A 15,487-nucleotide genomic window follows, 5' to 3' on the forward strand; every position below is an offset into this window, starting at 1 on the left:
CAACCCGGGAGGACACCCATGGCCCGTAGTGAACTGCGCCCCGTCATCAAGCTCCGCTCCACCGCCGGCACCGGCTACACGTACGTGACCCGCAAGAACCGCCGCAACGACCCGGACCGGATGGTCCTGCGCAAGTACGACCCGGTCACGCGCCGGCACGTCGACTTCCGCGAAGAGCGCTGAACCCCGCCCGCCCGAACTGAACCCCGCACCGACGGAACGCCGACCCGCAGCGACCCGTACCGCCCCGCAGCGACGAAACGGCGCCTCCCCCGAGGGATCCCGGGGGAGGCGCCGTCGCTGCTCGCAGCCGTCGCCGCTCGCAACCGTCACTACTCGGCGGCCACCCAGCGCTTCTCCACCCGGGCCAGCTTCCAGTAGGCGATCGCCGCGGCCCAGACCACCACGAACAGCCCGGCGATCGCGTAGCCGACGTTGTCCAGCGAGATGCCCGCGATCCAGCCGGTGACCGGGTCGGTCAGATCGAGCTTCTCGTGCAGCACGCCGACCAGCTCGATGGTGCCGATGACGAAGGCCACCGCGATCGACAGCCCGGTGATCGTCAGGTTGTAGTAGACCTTCCGGACCGGGTTGGCGAAGGCCCACTGGTACGCGAAGTTCATGAACGTCCCGTCCAGGGTGTCGAACAGGCTCATCCCGGCCGCGAACAGCAGCGGCAGGCAGACGATCGCGTACCAGGGCAGCCCGGCCGCCGCGCCCGACCCGGCCATCACCATCAGGGTGACCTCGGTCGCGGTGTCGAAGCCCAGCCCCAGCACCATGCCCACCGGGAACATCTGCCCGGGCCGGGTGATCGAGCGGGTCGCCCGGTTCAGCACCCGGGCCATGAAGCCGCGCGAGTTGAGGTGCTCCTCCAGCTGCGCCTCGTCGTACGACCCGGCCCGCATCGCCCGGAACACCTTGAGGATGCCGAGCAGCGCGGCCAGGTTGAGCGCGCCGATCAGGTAGAGGAACGCGCCGGAGGCCGTCGTGCCGACCATCCCGAGCCACTTGTGGGTGGTCGAGTCGTCGTCCATCAGCGTGCTGGCCAGCTGCGCGCCGCCCGCCACCAGGGCGGCCATCAGCACCACCATCGAGGAGTGCCCGAGGGCGAACCAGAAGCCGACCGAGACCGGCCGCTTGCCGTCCGCCATCAGCTTGCGGGTGGTGTTGTCGATCACCGCGATGTGGTCGGCGTCGAAGGCGTGCCGCATGCCGAGGGTGTACGCGGTGATCCCCAGGCCCACCCCGAAGACCTGGGTGCCGACCGCGTAGTTGTGGGGCGCGACCAGGAAGATGAGCGTCCCGAACGCCACCACGTGCATGGCCAGGATCACCCCCATCAGCCCGGCCGTGCGAACGGTGTCCTCGCGCTTCCAGCGGAACGTGGGCAGCACGGACGGTGTCGCCGGCGCCTCGGCGGCGGCGGTTTCGGGCAGGGTCATTCGGGTCACGCTCCAGCACCTCGTGGAAACACTTCGTGAGATGCCGTGGCCGGTCTCCTGGCTTACGGGGGTCCCGTACCCGCCTTCCCAGGTGCGCGAGGCTCCCAGTGGCGTCGTGGGTACGGACGTCTCTCCATCGTCGACGATCACGATGGCCCGATCACAGTGGCGAGGGCCGCTCCGGACTGGGACCCCTGAGGATCCGTCACCGGTCTTCCCGAGCACCACGGCGGGGAACACCGTAGGGGCCAGGACCCACCCTTGCAAGGCTGCGCACCTGCGCAGGTGTCCAGGATCACAGGCCCCCTCCTGCAACAATGTGCGCATGCATCTCGTACCGGCCGACCGCGCGGGCCACCGCACCATCGACGGACACCGGGTCTGCGAGGCCATCGCCGCGATCGGCGACCCCGCGCACGTCCGCACCTGGGCCGAGCGGTTCTCCCTGCTCGCCGACCCCGGGCGGCTCGCCCTCCTGCTCGCCCTCCACCGGGCCGGCCCGCTCGCCGTCTCCGACCTCGCCGTCGCCACCGGCATGCGCGACCCCGCCGTGTCCCAGGCCCTGCGACTGCTCCGCACCGCGGGCGTGGTCACCGGGGACAAGGACGGGCGGGTCGTGCGCTACCGGCTCGTGGACGAGGCCATGCGCCCCCTCCTCGACGCGTGCGCCGCCGCCGAACACCACGAGCCCACCGCGGCCGTCGGCTGACCGGCCCCCCGGAGGACACGCCGGGGGGCCGGCCGGAGCAACCGCGGACCCGGTCAGGCCGCCTGGCAGGTGGGGCACCAGAAGAGGTTGCGCGCGGCGTGCTGCTCCGCCCGGACGTCGGTGCCGCAGACCAGGCAGGGCATCGCGGCCCGCCGGTAGACGTACACCTCGCCGCCGTGGTCGTCGACGCGCGGCGGGCGGCCCATCGCCTCGGGGGTGTGCTCGGGCCGGACGGTGTCGATCCGGCCCGCGCCGACGCCCTCGTGCATCAGGGCGACCAGGTCGGCCCAGATCGCGTCCCACTCGCCCCGGGTGAGGTCGCGGCCGGCGCGGTGCGGGTTGATCCCGTGGCGGAACAGCACCTCGGCCCGGTAGACGTTGCCCACCCCGGCCAGCACCTTCTGGTCCATCAGCAGCGCGGCGACGGTCGTCCGGCTCGCCGATATCCGGCGCCAGGCGGCCTGCGGATCGGCGTCGGCGCGCAGCGGGTCGGGGCCCAGCCGGGCGGCGACGGCGGCCTTCTCCGCGCCGGTGACCAGCGCGCAGGTGTTGGGGCCGCGCAGGTCGGCGTAGCCGTCGTCGTTGGCCAGCCGCAGCCGGACCAGGCCGACCGGCTCGGGCGCGGGCCCGGTGCCGAAGGCGAAGCCGCCGTAGAGGCCGAGGTGGACGTGCACCCAGCCGCCCTCCTCGAAGCCGAGGAACAGGTGCTTGCCGACGGCTTCGGCCGCGGTGAGCAGCTGCCCGTCGATGGCCTTGGCCTCGTCGGCGAACCGGCCCTGCGGGCTGGACACCTCGACCGGGCGGCCGCCGAAGGCCTTCCGGTTCTCGGCGGCGAGGCGGTGGATGATGTGGCCTTCCGGCACGGGCGTCAGCTCCCCCGGGGTGGTTCGACAGGACCCGCACATCATCGCAGTCGGCACCGACAGCGCCGGATCGTCGCAGGTCAGCGGACCGGCATGCCCATCAGCCGGGCCAGGATGACGCGGTCCAGCTCGGCGGCGGTGCCGGCCACGTCCAGGTACGAGTTGTCGATGATCGGCAGCCCGGAGTTGTACCAGCCGGCCATCCGGCCGTGGATCCGCGCCACCTCCTCGTCACCGAGCCGCCGGGTGCCGCCGCGCCGGGCGTTGCGGTGCAGCACGGAGTCCAGGCTGGGCAGCAGCACGACCGGGATCATGCCGGGGCCGATGTGCCGCTTCCAGCCGCCGAGGCCGATGGCCGGGCGGTCCGGGAAGACGGCGTCGTCGATGATGCAGGAGATGCCGTTGGCGAGGTAGTTGCGGCAGGCGAAGCCGCAGGTGCGGCGGGCCAGCCGGTACTGCGCCTCGGAGGCGTTGTTCCAGCCGGACTGCGGGTTGGCGAAGCCGGACTGCACCCACTCGCGGACGTCGTCCAGGCTGATGTGCGCGGTCGGGCTGGGCCGGCGCTCGGCCCAGTACCGGGCGACGGTGGTCTTGCCCGCCCCGGCCGGGCCGATCAGCAGGACGGCGATCGGACTGGCGGGCGCGTGCCGCTGCGGCGGGTGGGCGGGGAGTTGCACGGGCGCGCCGGAAGGCAGCACGAAGTGCCCGGTGGCCCCGACGGGGACCGGCGCACTGGGCGCGGGCGCGGGTGCGGCCGGAGCGGGCGCGGAGACAGGAGCCGGAGCGGGCGGCACGGGAGCAGGCGGCACCGGAACGAGCGGCACCGGAGCGGCCGGAGCCGGCGGCGCAGCGGCGGGAACAGGGGCCGGAACGGGCGGCACCGGCGGCGGCGCGGCGGCCCCCGACGGCTGCGGCCCCGGCGGAGCGGCGGGACGCGGCGGGACGTGCCCACCCCCGGCGTACTGCGTCACGGTCACCTCCCGACACCTCTCAGCGGGGAGACTACACGGCGGCCCGGCGGCGGGCACAGTCCGCCGCCGGGCCGCTGACCAGGCGTCAGCGCGTGGTGAGTTGCTCGGCCAGGGCGCGCAGGGCCAGCTCGTAGGAGCCGAGCCCGAATCCCGCGATGGTGCCGGAGGCCACCGCGGCGATCACCGAGGTGTGCCGGAAGGTCTCCCGGGCGTACGGGTTGGAGATGTGCACCTCGATCAGCGGCGCGGTGCGCTGCGAGGCGGCGTCCCGCATCGCGTACGAGTAGTGCGTGAACGCGCCCGGGTTGATCACCACGGGCACCTTGCCGTCGGCTGCCTCGTGCAGCCACTCCACCATCTGCTGCTCGGAGTTGGTCTCGTGCACCTCGACCTCGAAGCCGAACTCCTTGCCGAGCGCGGTGCAGCGCTCGACCAGCCCGGCGTAGGAGGTGGCGCCGTAGACGTCCGGCTCGCGGCTGCCGAGCCGTCCGAGGTTGGGGCCGTTGAGCACCATGACCCTGGTCACGCCGAGACCTCCGCGTAGGCGGCGACCAGCAGGGACGGGTCGGGGCCCTCCAGGACGGAGGTCTTGCCGAGGCCGTCCAGGACGATGAAGCGGATCAGGTCGCCGCGCGACTTCTTGTCGATCTTCATGGCGTCCAGCAGCTTCGGCCAGGCGTCCGCCTGGTAGCGCAGCGGCAGCCCGACGGAGGCCAGCACGGTGCGGTGCCGGTCGGCCGTCTCGTCGTCCAACCGGCCTGCCAGGCGGCCGAGTTCGGCGGCGAAGACCATGCCGATGGAGATCGCGGCGCCGTGCCGCCACTTGTAGCGCTCGTTGCGCTCGATGGCGTGGCCGAGGGTGTGGCCGTAGTTGAGGATCTCGCGCCGGCCGGACTCCTTGAGGTCCCCGGAGACCACGTCGGCCTTGACCTGGATGGCGCGGCGGATCAGCTCGACGGTGTGCCGGCCGTCCGGGGTCTTGGCGCCCTCCGGGTCGGCCTCGATCAGGTCGAGGATGGCCGGGTCGGCGATGAAGCCGCACTTGATGACCTCGGCGAGGCCGGAGACGTAGTCGTGCTTGGGCACGGTCGCCAGGGTGTCGAGGTCGGCCAGCACGCCCACCGGCGGGTGGAAGGCGCCGACCATGTTCTTGCCCTCGGCGATGTTGATGCCGGTCTTGCCGCCGACGGCCGCGTCGACCATGCCGAGCAGCGTGGTGGGCATGGAGATCCAGCGGACGCCACGCAGCCAGGTGGCGGCGACGAAGCCGGCCAGGTCGGTGGTGGCGCCGCCGCCGAGGCCGACGACGACGTCGCTGCGGGTGAAGCCGGTCTGCCCGAGCACCGACCAGCAGTACGCGGCGACCTCGGCGCTCTTGGCGTCCTCGGCGTTGGGCACCTGGAGCGCGATCGCCTCGTAGCCCTCGCCGAGCAGGTCCTCGCGGATGGCGTCGGCGGTGGCGGCCAGCGCCTCGGGGTGGATGATCGCGACCCGCTTGGCGCGGGTGCCGATCAGCGGCGCCAGCTCGCCGAGCAGCTGGTGCCCGATCAGCACGTCGTACGGGTCGTGGCCGGCGCTGCCGCCGACGTGAATCCTGACGATGGGGTCAGTCATGGGGGGTCTTCAGCTCCAGTGCTTCCAGTACGGCGTCCGCGACCTGCTCGGGGGTGCGGCCGGCGGTGTCGACGACGGCGGTGGCCACCTCCAGGTAGAGGGGCCGGCGGGCCTCCATCAGCTCGCGCCAGCGGGCCCGCGGGTTGATGGCCAGCAGCGGGCGCGGGGCGTCCAGGCCGACCCGCTTGACCGCGTCCGCCAGCGGGACCTCCAGGAAGACGACCGGCAGCTCGCGCAGCAGGGCGCGGGTGGCCTCGGCCATCACCGCGCCGCCGCCGAGCGCCAGGACGCCGTCGTGCTCCGTGGCGCCCGTGCGCACGGCCCGGACCTCCAGCTCGCGGAAGTGCGGCTCGCCCTCGTCGATGAAGATCTCCGGGATGGGCTTGCCGGCCAACGCCTCGATGTCGGCGTCGGTGTCCCGGAAGCCGACGCCCAGGCGCTCGGCCAGGGCCCGCCCGACGGTGGACTTGCCACTGCCGGGCGGGCCGACCAGCACAACGACCGGAACGGTCATCGGATGATCAGGTTGTCGAGGTAGCCCTGCACGTTGCGGCGGGTCTCGGAGACGTGGTCACCGCCGAACTTCTCGCTCACCGCGTCGGCCAGCACCAACGCGACCATCGCCTCGGCGACGATCCCGGCGGCCGGCACGGCACAGACGTCCGAGCGCTGGTGGTGCGCCTTGGCCGGCTCGCCGGTGCGCACGTCCAGGGTCTGCAGCGCCCGCGGCACGGTGGCGATCGGCTTCATGGCGGCACGCACCCGCAGCACCTCGCCGGTGGTCAGGCCGCCCTCGGTGCCGCCGGAGCGGCCGGAGGTGCGCTTGACGCCCTCGGGGGTCGGGACGATCTCGTCGTGCGCCTGCGAGCCGGGCACCCGGGCCAGCTCGAAGCCGTCGCCGACCTCGACGCCCTTGATCGCCTGGATGCCCATCAGCGCGGCGGCCAGCCGGGCGTCCAGCCGGCGGTCCCAGTGCACGTGCGAGCCCAGACCCACCGGCACGCCGTACGCGAGCACCTCGACCACGCCGCCGAGGGTGTCGCCGTCCTTGTGGGCCTGGTCGATCTCGGCGACCATCGCCTTCGACGCGTCGGCGTCCAGGCAGCGGACCGGGTCGGCGTCCAGCCGCGCCTCGTCCGAGGGCAGCGGCAGCACACCGGCCGGGGCCTTGGCGGCGGCCAGCTCGACCACGTGGCTGACGATCTCGATCCCGCAGGTCGCCTTCAGGTACGCGCGGGCGACGGCACCGAGCGCGACCCGGGCGGCCGTCTCACGGGCGCTGGCGCGCTCCAGGATCGGACGGGCCTCGTCGATCGAGTACTTCTGCATGCCGGCCAGGTCGGCGTGGCCGGGGCGGGGGCGGGTGAGCGCCTCGTTGCGGGCCAGACCGGCCAGCACCTCGGGGTCGACCGGGTCGGCCGACATGACCTGCTCCCACTTCGGCCACTCGGTGTTGCCGACCATGACCGCCACCGGGCTGCCCATGGTCTCGCCGTGCCGGACGCCGCCGAGGAACGTCACCTCGTCCTGCTCGAACTTCATCCGTGCGCCGCGACCGTAACCGAGCCGGCGGCGCGCCAGCGCGTCGGCCACCACCGCGGTGGTGACCGGTACACCGGCGGGCAGGCCCTCCAGCGTCGCGACGAGTGCGGGGCCGTGCGACTCCCCCGCCGTCAGCCAGCGCAACGTACCCAACGGAGCTCCTTCATCAGCGGACCGGCCACGGCACCTGCCGGGGCCCGCCCGGGCGTGCCTTTTCCCCTGAATCCTTTCACGTCCCGGCGGCACCCGGAGGCCCAGTCCGCGTGACGGACGGTGGTCGGTCAGTCGGCGGGACGGTGGTCGGCACGATTCCGGCCAGCCGGCCGGGCGGTGGCCGGCGCGATCCGGCCACCGGCGCGGGCTCAGCCCCCGGCGAGGGCCTTCTCGCCCGCCTCGCGCATCGCCGCCAGCGGCCCCGGCGCCCGCCCGGTGAAGGCCTCGCTCTGCAGCACCGCCTGGTGCACCAGCAGGTCCAGCCCGCCCAGGACGGTCGCCCCGCGCGCGGCGCAGGCGGCGGCCAGCGCCGTCGGCCACGGGTGGTACAGCACGTCGAACAGCGCCCCCGGCGCGGCGGGCAGCGCCCCGGCGAAGGCGTCGGTCGCACCGACCGGCGTGGTCGAGACGGTCAGCGGCCGAGCCAGCGCCTGCGCGCCGAGCTCCCAGTCGGCGGTGCGCACGGCGACGCCCAGCCGCTCGCCCAGCTCGGCCATCTCCCGGGCCCGCTCCGCGCTGCGCACGTAGACGGTCACCTCGCCGGTGCAGACCTGGGCCAGCGCCGCCAGCGCCGAGGAGGCGGTGGCCCCGGCACCCAGCACGGCCGCGGCCGGCACCTCGGTGATGCCGCGCTCGCGCAGCGCGTTCACCAGCCCGGGGACGTCGGTGTTGTCCCCGGTACGCCGCCCGTCGGCGGTGAACACCACGGTGTTCACCGCGTCCACCGCGCGCGCCGTCGCGCTGACCTCGTCCAGCAGCGGGATGATCGCCCGCTTCAGCGGCATGGTCAGCGACAGCCCGGCCCACTCGGCCTCGTCCAGCCCGGCGAGGAAGCCGGGCAGGCCGTCCTCGTCGACCTCGAAGCGGTCGTAGCGCCAGCCGTCCAGCCCGAGCGCCGCGAAGGCGGCCCGGTGCAGGTCCGGCGAGAGCGAGTGGGCGATCGGCGAGCCGAGGACGGCGGCCCGGTGCTTGCTGGTCAACGCTGCTCCTCCGTGAACGGCGGTGCGGTGGCGGCTACTTGGTGGTGCAGTGGAGACCGACCTTGTCGAAGCCCTGGCCCGCCGCCCGGCAGTACGCCTCGACGTTGGCGGCGTGCTCCTTGTCCGTGTCGGCGAAGAGGGTGTTGGACGGGGACATCGCGATGAAGTACAGCCACTTGCCGTCCGCCGGGTTGAGCACCGCCTTGAGCGCGTCGTCGCCGGGGTTGGAGATCGGCGTCGGCGGCAGGCCCGGGTTGATGTAGGTGTTGTACTTGTTGGACCCGTCGTTGATGTCCTTCTTGTCCAGGTCCTTGCGGCCCAGCGAGTACTGCAGCGTGGTGTCCATGCCGAGCGTGTGGCGCACGGCATCGCTCGCCAGCCGGTTCTGGATGGTCCTGGCCATCTTGGCGAAGTCGTCGACCTTGTTGCCCTCGCGCTGCAGGATGCTCGCCTCGATGACCACCTCGTACGCGTTCTTGAGGCCGACCTTGGACGCGTCGGCGTCCAGGGTCGCGTACTTGTCGGTGGCGTTCTTCACCATCTGCTTGAGCAGGTCCTCGGGCTTCATGCCGTCGGCGATGTTGTACCGGGTCGGCCAGAGGAAGCCCTCGACGTTGCCGTTCGCGTACGCCGGCAGGCCGAGACTGCCGACCTGGGCCTTGGCGACACCCGCCGTGGTGCCCTGCGGCAGCTTCAGCTTCCCGTCGATCAGGGTGTAGATGTCGGCGGCGGTCTTGCCCTCGGGGATGACCAGCGCCGCACCGCCGGCCCCGTTGAGCAGTTCGCTCAGCGCGGTGGCGGCCGGCAGCTCCTTCTTCAGCGAGTAGAAGCCCGGCTGGATGCTCTTGCACTTCGGCTCGGCGTCGCAGGCCTTGCTGAAGGCGTCGACGCTCTTGACCACGCCGGCACTCTTCAGCGCCAGGCCGATCTGACCGCCGACCGCACCCGACTTGACCTCGACCTGGACGGGGCTGCCGCCCTCGCCCGTGAAGTCCGGCGGCGGGCCGAAGTGGTCCTGGTAGAAGCCGTAGCCCCACCAGCCGGCCCCGCCCAGGGCGCCGACCAGCACCAGCGCGACCAGCAGGCAGGCCCCGCCGTTGCGGCGGCCGGACTTCTTGCCCTTCTCCTTGCGCTTCTTCTGCGCGTCGCGGGAGGAGTCCTCCTCGCCGAGGAAGCCCTCCTGTTCGGCGTGGCCGTCCTCGTCGCGGTACTCGGCGTCTTCGTGGTGGCCGTCCTCGTGACGGCCGTCCTCCTGGAAGCCGTCCGGGTGGCCGTCCCACTCGTCGGTCTCGGGCGCGTGCCCGCCGACCGGATCGGCGCCGGCCTCCAGCGCGGCGGCCTCGGCCTCCCAGTCGATGCCGTCCGGGCCGGGGCCACTGACGGGCGCGGCCGGCTCGGGTTCCGGCGCCGCGCGACGCCGCCGCCCGGGCTGCGCGCCCTGCTGCGGGATGCCCGGCTGCTGCTGCGCACCGGGCTGCTGAGGCTGCTGGGGTTGGTGGGGCTGCTGGGCCTGCTGCGGGGACATCCCCTGCTGCTGCGCCATGCCCGGTTGCTGCTGACCGTCCGGGAACCCCTGCTGCTGGTACCCCTGCTGGGGCAGCTGCTGCTGGTACCCCTGCGGCGCCATCTGCTGCTGCTGTTGCTGTTGCTGCTGCGGGTACCCCTGCTGCGGCATCTGCTGCTGCGGGTAGCCCTGCTGCTGCATCTGCTGCTGGGGCACCTGCTGCTGCGGGTACTGCTGCTGCCCGCCCGGGAACCCCTGCTGCTGATACCCCTGCGGGTACCCCTGCTGCGGCATCTGCTGCATCTGCTGCTGCGGATACCCCTGCTGCTGCACGTCTCCGTACGGCTGCTGGACCGGCTCGCCCTGCTGCTGGGGATACTGCTGGACCGGCTCGCCCTGCTGGGGATACTGCTGCCACTGGCCGTCCTGCTGGCCGGGGACCGGCTGCTGGCCGCCGTACCCGGGGTCACCGGGGTGCCACGGCTCAGAGCCCTGGGGGCCGTAGCCCCGACCCAGATCGGTCATTGATCCCCTTAACCGACGAAGACGGCCGGAGGATCGGACCGGCCGTCCGGGACGCGGTCCCGGCTGATTCTCGAACCGGCGTGCTAGCGCAGCGCCTGGGAGGAGACGTTACCGTACCGCACACGTGCCCCCGGCAGGGCGGACGTGCCGTCAGTGTCCGACCTCACCAGCCCGCGCTCGGCTCGGGCTCCGGCGCCGCCGGCCCGGAGTCGGGGGCCGACCCACCGGCCGAAGCCGACGACGAGGCCGAGGCGCCGGGCTTCGCCGACGCCCGGTTCGCGTTGAACTCGGCGACGTTGCGCTGCTGCACGTCGAAGCTGTCGGTGAAGCGGGTGTCCCCCGGTTTCACGGTGACGAAGTAGAGCCAGTCCCCCTGCGCCGGGTCCAGCGCCGCCGTGATCGCCTGCCGCCCCGGGTTGGAGATCGGCGTGGGCGGCAGCCCCGGGTGCAGGTAGGTGTTGTACGGGGAGTCGAGCCGGGTGTCGGTGACGGTGGTGTTCAGGGTCGACCGGCCGAGCGCGTAGTTGATCGTGGAGTCGAGCTGCAGCGGCATGCCCTTGGCCAGCCGGTTGTAGATGACCCGCGCCACCTTGCCCATGTCCTCGTTGTTGTCGGCCTCGCCCTGGACCATGCTGGCCACGGTGACCAGCCCGTACAGGCTCTGGCCGAGGTTCTGCGCGACGACGTTCGCGTCGTCCCGGCTGAACTCCTTGCCGGCCCGCTCCACCATCTGTTTCAGCAGGTCGATCGCGGTGGTCCCGTCGGTGACGCTGTACGTCGCGGGGAAGAGGTAGCCCTCGGGGCTGCCCTTGGCGAAGTCCGGCAGGCCCAGTTCGGCGCCCTGTTCCTGGGCGGTGCGCTGGGTGGTGCCCTCCGGCAGACGCAGCTTGCGGTCGATGGCCACGTAGATCTGGTAGCCGCGCCAGCCCTCGGGGATGGTCAGGCCGTTGGCGTTGGCCGGGTCGATCAGCACGGTCAGCGCGGCCACGGCCGACATCCGCTGCTTCAGGGTGTAGGTGCCGGGCTGGATCCGCCCGGCGGCCGCGGCGCTGCCCTTGGCCGCCCGGGTGAAGGCGAGCGAGCTGGCCACCACCCCGTTGCGGACCAGGGCGGACGCGATCTGGGACAGGCCCGCGCCCTCCGGCACCGAGACCTGGACGCTGCCGGTGCCCTGCCCGTCGTAGTCGGCGGCGGCCGGGGGTTTGCGCTGTCCCTGGAGCCAGGTGTACCCGGCAAGGCCCGCCCCGCCGAACACCGCGACCAGGGCGAGCGCGGTGAGCGCGCAGGCCAGTCCGTTACGCCGTCGGTGCGGATCGGGCGCATCGGAGCGCATGCGGGGCGCGCCCGGGGGCCGGCCCTCCGGTTCCAGCACCGGCGCACCCAGGTGCCCGGGCGTGAGCCCCGGGTGGAAGTCCTGGTCGGTCATGGCTCGCGTCCCCTCGGCAGTGCCGAAACGTTCGAAAGGGGTCCGTGCGGACGCGTCCGCACGGACCCCTCGACGGGACGTTAGATCAGGCCGGTCAGCCGACCGCCTCGACGCTCTCACCGGGCGGGTTCCCGCTCACCCGTTCGGACTCAAGGGCGGTCTGCAGGATCACCACCGCGGCGGCCTGGTCGACCACCGAGCGGCCCTTCTTCGCCTTGACACCCGAGGCGCGCAGCCCATGGGTGGCGGTGACGGTCGACATCCGCTCGTCGACCAGCCGGACCGGCACCGGGTACAGCCGGTTGGCCAGCCGCGTCGCGTACGCGCGGACCTTCTCCGCCGCCGGGCCCTCCTTGCCGCTCAGCGAGCGGGGCAGCCCGACGATCACCTCCACCGCGTCGTACTCCTCGACGATGGCGGCGATCCTGGCCTGCGACTTCACCCCGGCCGGAACGGTCTCCACGGGCGTGGCGAGCACCCCGTCGGGGTCGCAGGACGCGACCCCGATCCGGGCGTCACCGACGTCGACGGCGATCCGCCGCCCCCGCCGGAAGGGCCGCTCCACCTGAGGCTCCTCGACCATCAGCTGGCGCGCTCCGCGACCAGGCCGCGCACCGCGGCGACGGCCTCGCCGACCGCGGCCGGGTTGGAGCCGCCGCCCTGGGCGACGTCGTCCTTGCCGCCACCGCCGCCGCCGAGGGTCTTGGCGGCGACCCGGACCAGCTCGCCGGCCTTGATGCCGCGGCCGCGGGCGTCCTCGTTGGTGGCGATCACGGTCAGCGGACGGCCGCCCGCCACGGTGAAGGCGGCGACCACGGCCGGGCGCGAGCCGAGGCGGCCGCGCACGTCCAGCACCAGCTTGCGCAGCTCGTCCGCGCCCACGCCGTCGGCGACCTGCGCGGCGACCACCGAGATGCCCTGCACGTCCTCGGCCGAGTCGGCCAGACCCGCCGCGGCGGCCAGCACCTTCTCGGCGCGGAAGCGCTCGATCTCCTTCTCGGCGTCCTTGAGCTTGGCGAGCATGCCCGAGATCTTCTCCGGCAGCTCCTCCGGGCGCCCCTTGACCAGCTCGGTCAGCTGGGACACCACGGTGTGCTCGCGGGCCAGGAACTTGTACGCGTCGACGCCGACCAGCGCCTCGACGCGGCGCACGCCGGAGCCGATCGAGGACTCGCCGAGCAGCTTCACCAGGCCCAGCTGGGCGGTGTTGCCGATGTGCGTGCCACCGCACAGCTCCTTGGAGAAGTCACCGATGGTGACGACCCGGACCTCGTCGCCGTACTTCTCGCCGAACATCGCGATGGCACCGGCCTTGCGGGCCTGATCCATCGTCATGACCTCGGCGGTGACGTCGAGTTCGCGACCCAGCACGTCGTTGATCTTCTGCTCGACGTCGACCAGCACGGTGCCCGGGACGGCGGCGGGCGAGCCGAAGTCGAAGCGGAAGCGGCCGGGGGCGTTCTCGGAGCCGGCCTGGGCGGCCGTCGGGCCGAGCGCGTCGCGCAGCGCCTGGTGGGTCAGGTGGGTGGCCGAGTGGGCGCGGGCGATCGCCCGGCGGCGCTCGGTGTCGATCGTGGCGTACGCCGAGGCGCCGAGCACGACCTCGCCGAACAGCACCCCACCGGAGTGCACGATGACACCCGGGACGGGCTGCTGCACGTCGCGGATCTCCACCACCGCGCCGGACTCCAGCCGGATCCTGCCGTGGTCGGCGAGCTGGCCGCCGCCCTCGGCGTAGAACGGGGTGCGGTCGAGGATGATCTCGACCTCGTCGCCCTCGGAGGCGGCCGGCGACGGAACGCCGTCCACCAGCAGGCCGACGACGCTGGCCTCGCCCTCGGTGAGGTTGTAGCCGGTGAAGACGCTCGCGCCGGACTTGTCGGCGACCTCGCGGTACGCGGCGACGTCGGCGTGGCCCATCTTCTTGGCCTTGGCGTCCGCCTTGGCGCGGTTGCGCTGCTCCTGCATCAGGCGGCGGAAGCCGGCCTCGTCCACCTGGAGGCCCTGCTCCTCGGCCATCTCCAGGGTGAGGTCGATCGGGAAGCCGTAGGTGTCGTGCAGCTTGAAGGCCTGGTCCCCGGAGAGGACCGCGCCGCCGGCCTGCTTGGTCTCGGTGACCGCGGCGTCCAGCAGGCTGGTGCCGGCCTTGAGGGTCTGCAGGAAGGCCGCCTCCTCGCCGACGACGACCGTCTCGATGCGCTTGCGGTCGCTCTCCAGCTCCGGGTACTGCGGAGCCATCGCCTTGATGGCGATGTCGGTGAGGTCCTTGGCCACCACGCCGGTGGCGCCCAGCAGGCGCATGTTGCGGATGGCGCGGCGCAGGATGCGGCGCAGCACGTAGCCGCGGCCCTCGTTGCCGGGGGTGACGCCGTCGCCGATCAGCATCAGCGCGGTGCGGATGTGGTCGGTGACCACGCGCAGCGAGACGTCCGACTTGTGGTCGGCGCCGTAGGTGTGGCCGGTGAGCTCGGCGGCGCGGTCGAGGATCATCCGGCTGGTGTCGATCTCGAAGAGGTTGTCGACGCCCTGGAGGATGGCGGCGAGGCGCTCCAGGCCGAGGCCGGTGTCGATGTTCTTGCTCGGCAGGTCGCCGAGGATCTCGAAGCCGTCCTTGCCGTCGCCGTGGCCGCGCTCGTACTGCATGAAGACCAGGTTCCAGATCTCCAGGTAGCGCTCGCCGTTGACGGCCGGGCCGCCCTCCTCGCCGTACGCGGGGCCGCGGTCGTAGTTGATCTCCGAACACGGGCCGCAGGGGCCGGGGACGCCCATCGACCAGAAGTTGTCCTTCATGCCGAGGCGCTGGATGCGCTCGGACGGGACGCCGATGACGTCACGCCAGATCAGCTCGGCCTCGTCGTCGTCCTGGTAGACGGTGATCCAGAGCTTCTCCTTCTCCAGGCCGTAGCCACCGTCCGCGACGGAGCTGGTGAGCAGCTCCCACGCGAACTTGATGGCGCCTTCCTTGAAGTAGTCGCCGAAGGAGAAGTTGCCGCACATCTGGAAGAAGGAGCCGTGCCGGGTGGTCTTCCCGACCTCCTCGATGTCCAGGGTGCGCACGCACTTCTGGACGCTGGTGGCGCGCGAGAACTGCGGCTTGACCTCGCCCAGGAAGTAGGGCTTGAACGGCACCATGCCGGCGTTGACCAGCAGCAGGGTGGGGTCGTCGGCGACCAGGGACGCCGACGGAACGACGGTGTGGCCGCGCTCCTCGAAGAAGCGCAGCCAGCGGCGGCGGATCTCAGCCGACTCCATTATTGGTCCTTCCGGTTCGGGGTGCCGCCCCGCTGCGGCAGGGCGCGGCGGGGCGTTTCTTCAATGGCTCGGGTGGTGGTGCGGGCCCCACGGGACACGGGGCGGGGGCCTGACGGGGGCAGGGCGGCGGCCGGGCTGCCGGGCGCCGCCGAGATAGCTCGGTACTGCGGCTCGCCGCGCAGGACCCGTCCGGTGCTCCGGGGTTCGACGACGGCGGTGCCGTGCAGTCCGAGGTCGTCCTTCAGCTGCTCCTCGCGCTCGGCCATGCCGGCCCGCACGTCCTGGGCGAACTGCTTGGCCAGGTCGCCCAGGTGCAGCGCACCGCGCGTGGCGGTGCCGGAGAGGCTGTCCGGGGTGAGCCGGTGCACGGCCTCGTTGGCCTTGTTCATGGCCCACACGGTCGCACCGGCGCCGACCGCCATCCAGAAGACGCGTCGCACCAT

General features: G+C 72.8%; 16 protein-coding genes and 1 riboswitch. Of the genes, 3 read left to right on the top strand and 13 right to left on the bottom strand.

What is annotated here, in order from left to right; translation table 11 throughout:
• Nucleotides 1-18: 18 nt before the first annotated feature.
• Nucleotides 19-183, top strand: a complete 165-nt coding sequence (gene rpmG, locus A6F73_RS05740; RefSeq protein WP_063346774.1) for a 50S ribosomal protein L33 — start codon at nt 19-21, stop codon at nt 181-183.
• A gap of 149 nt (nt 184-332) precedes the next feature.
• Here rpmG and A6F73_RS05745 read toward each other — a convergent pair whose 3' ends face one another.
• A complete protein-coding gene (locus A6F73_RS05745; RefSeq protein ID WP_063346775.1) occupies nt 333-1,445 on the bottom strand; it encodes a HoxN/HupN/NixA family nickel/cobalt transporter in 1,113 nt (370 codons plus the stop codon).
• Between the two features lie 29 nt (nt 1,446-1,474).
• Nucleotides 1,475-1,689, bottom strand: a riboswitch (cobalamin riboswitch).
• Between the two features lie 81 nt (nt 1,690-1,770).
• Between A6F73_RS05745 and A6F73_RS05750 the strand changes: the two genes are divergently transcribed.
• Nucleotides 1,771-2,154, top strand: a complete 384-nt coding sequence (locus A6F73_RS05750; protein ID WP_063346776.1) for a metalloregulator ArsR/SmtB family transcription factor — start codon at nt 1,771-1,773, stop codon at nt 2,152-2,154.
• A 53-nt stretch (nt 2,155-2,207) separates the two neighbouring features.
• Here A6F73_RS05750 and A6F73_RS05755 read toward each other — a convergent pair whose 3' ends face one another.
• From A6F73_RS05755 to mltG (A6F73_RS05790), 8 genes are all read right to left on the bottom strand, one after another.
• The gene (locus A6F73_RS05755; RefSeq protein WP_063346777.1) at nt 2,208-3,017 is read right to left on the bottom strand and encodes a DNA-formamidopyrimidine glycosylase family protein; all 810 of its coding nucleotides are present in this window, start codon (nt 3,015-3,017) and stop codon (nt 2,208-2,210) included.
• Nucleotides 3,018-3,097: 80 nt separating this feature from the next.
• Nucleotides 3,098-3,988 (bottom strand): AAA family ATPase, encoded by an 891-nt coding sequence (locus tag A6F73_RS05760; protein ID WP_107453008.1) that lies wholly within the window; start codon nt 3,986-3,988, stop codon nt 3,098-3,100.
• Between the two features lie 85 nt (nt 3,989-4,073).
• Nucleotides 4,074-4,502: a type II 3-dehydroquinate dehydratase gene (aroQ, locus tag A6F73_RS05765; RefSeq protein ID WP_063350970.1), complete on the bottom strand. Its 429-nt coding sequence runs from the start codon at nt 4,500-4,502 to the stop codon at nt 4,074-4,076.
• An 8-nt stretch (nt 4,503-4,510) separates the two neighbouring features.
• On the bottom strand, nt 4,511-5,602 hold the full coding sequence (gene aroB, locus A6F73_RS05770; RefSeq protein WP_063346779.1) for a 3-dehydroquinate synthase: 1,092 nt from the start codon (nt 5,600-5,602) through the stop codon (nt 4,511-4,513).
• Complete coding sequence (locus A6F73_RS05775) at nt 5,595-6,116, bottom strand: shikimate kinase (RefSeq protein WP_063346780.1); 522 nt, start codon at nt 6,114-6,116, stop codon at nt 5,595-5,597. Before A6F73_RS05775 ends, aroB begins: the two co-directional genes overlap by 8 nt.
• Nucleotides 6,113-7,297 carry a chorismate synthase gene (aroC, locus tag A6F73_RS05780; protein WP_107452826.1) on the bottom strand — a complete coding sequence of 395 codons (1,185 nt, stop codon included), beginning with the start codon at nt 7,295-7,297 and terminating at the stop codon, nt 6,113-6,115. The genes A6F73_RS05775 and aroC overlap by 4 nt, the downstream gene beginning before the upstream one ends.
• Nucleotides 7,298-7,506: 209 nt before the next feature.
• Nucleotides 7,507-8,337 carry a shikimate dehydrogenase gene (locus tag A6F73_RS05785; RefSeq protein WP_063346782.1) on the bottom strand — a complete coding sequence of 277 codons (831 nt, stop codon included), beginning with the start codon at nt 8,335-8,337 and terminating at the stop codon, nt 7,507-7,509.
• Nucleotides 8,338-8,371: 34 nt separating this feature from the next.
• On the bottom strand, nt 8,372-9,880 hold the full coding sequence (gene mltG, locus A6F73_RS05790; protein WP_159398375.1) for an endolytic transglycosylase MltG: 1,509 nt from the start codon (nt 9,878-9,880) through the stop codon (nt 8,372-8,374).
• Here mltG (A6F73_RS05790) and A6F73_RS05795 point away from each other — a divergent pair.
• Nucleotides 9,830-10,369 carry a hypothetical protein gene (locus tag A6F73_RS05795; RefSeq protein ID WP_159398376.1) on the top strand — a complete coding sequence of 180 codons (540 nt, stop codon included), beginning with the start codon at nt 9,830-9,832 and terminating at the stop codon, nt 10,367-10,369. The genes mltG (A6F73_RS05790) and A6F73_RS05795 overlap by 51 nt on opposite strands.
• A 160-nt stretch (nt 10,370-10,529) precedes the next feature.
• Here A6F73_RS05795 and mltG (A6F73_RS05800) read toward each other — a convergent pair whose 3' ends face one another.
• From mltG (A6F73_RS05800) to A6F73_RS05815, 4 genes are all read right to left on the bottom strand, one after another.
• Entirely contained in the window at nt 10,530-11,792 is a 1,263-nt protein-coding gene (gene mltG / locus A6F73_RS05800; protein ID WP_063346785.1) for an endolytic transglycosylase MltG, read from the bottom strand.
• 94 nt (nt 11,793-11,886) lie between these two features.
• On the bottom strand, nt 11,887-12,357 hold the full coding sequence (gene ruvX, locus A6F73_RS05805) for a Holliday junction resolvase RuvX (RefSeq protein WP_244293307.1): 471 nt from the start codon (nt 12,355-12,357) through the stop codon (nt 11,887-11,889).
• A 17-nt stretch (nt 12,358-12,374) separates the two neighbouring features.
• Nucleotides 12,375-15,044 carry an alanine--tRNA ligase gene (gene alaS, locus A6F73_RS05810; protein ID WP_063346787.1) on the bottom strand — a complete coding sequence of 890 codons (2,670 nt, stop codon included), beginning with the start codon at nt 15,042-15,044 and terminating at the stop codon, nt 12,375-12,377.
• Nucleotides 15,044-15,487 carry a DUF6167 family protein gene (locus A6F73_RS05815; protein ID WP_063346788.1) on the bottom strand — a complete coding sequence of 148 codons (444 nt, stop codon included), beginning with the start codon at nt 15,485-15,487 and terminating at the stop codon, nt 15,044-15,046. Before A6F73_RS05815 ends, alaS begins: the two co-directional genes overlap by 1 nt.

The organism is Streptomyces sp. MJM8645 (genome assembly GCF_001625365.1).
GTDB lineage: Bacteria > Actinomycetota > Actinomycetes > Streptomycetales > Streptomycetaceae > Kitasatospora.

Excerpts from the sequence above, each read along its gene's own strand:
- rpmG (WP_063346774.1), top strand. The coding sequence starts at position 19 with ATGGCCCGTAGTGAACTGCGCCCCGTCATCAAGCTCCGCTCCACCGCC.
- A6F73_RS05745 (WP_063346775.1), bottom strand. The coding sequence starts at position 1,445 with ATGACCCTGCCCGAAACCGCCGCCGCCGAGGCGCCGGCGACACCGTCC.
- A6F73_RS05750 (WP_063346776.1), top strand. The coding sequence starts at position 1,771 with ATGCATCTCGTACCGGCCGACCGCGCGGGCCACCGCACCATCGACGGA.
- aroQ (WP_063350970.1), bottom strand. The coding sequence starts at position 4,502 with ATGGTGCTCAACGGCCCCAACCTCGGACGGCTCGGCAGCCGCGAGCCG.
- aroB (WP_063346779.1), bottom strand. The coding sequence starts at position 5,602 with ATGACTGACCCCATCGTCAGGATTCACGTCGGCGGCAGCGCCGGCCAC.
- A6F73_RS05775 (WP_063346780.1), bottom strand. The coding sequence starts at position 6,116 with ATGACCGTTCCGGTCGTTGTGCTGGTCGGCCCGCCCGGCAGTGGCAAG.
- mltG (WP_159398375.1), bottom strand. The coding sequence starts at position 9,880 with ATGGCGCAGCAGCAGGGGATGTCCCCGCAGCAGGCCCAGCAGCCCCAC.
- mltG (WP_063346785.1), bottom strand. The coding sequence starts at position 11,792 with ATGACCGACCAGGACTTCCACCCGGGGCTCACGCCCGGGCACCTGGGT.
- alaS (WP_063346787.1), bottom strand. The coding sequence starts at position 15,044 with ATGGAGTCGGCTGAGATCCGCCGCCGCTGGCTGCGCTTCTTCGAGGAG.
- A6F73_RS05815 (WP_063346788.1), bottom strand. The coding sequence starts at position 15,487 with ATGGTGCGACGCGTCTTCTGGATGGCGGTCGGCGCCGGTGCGACCGTG.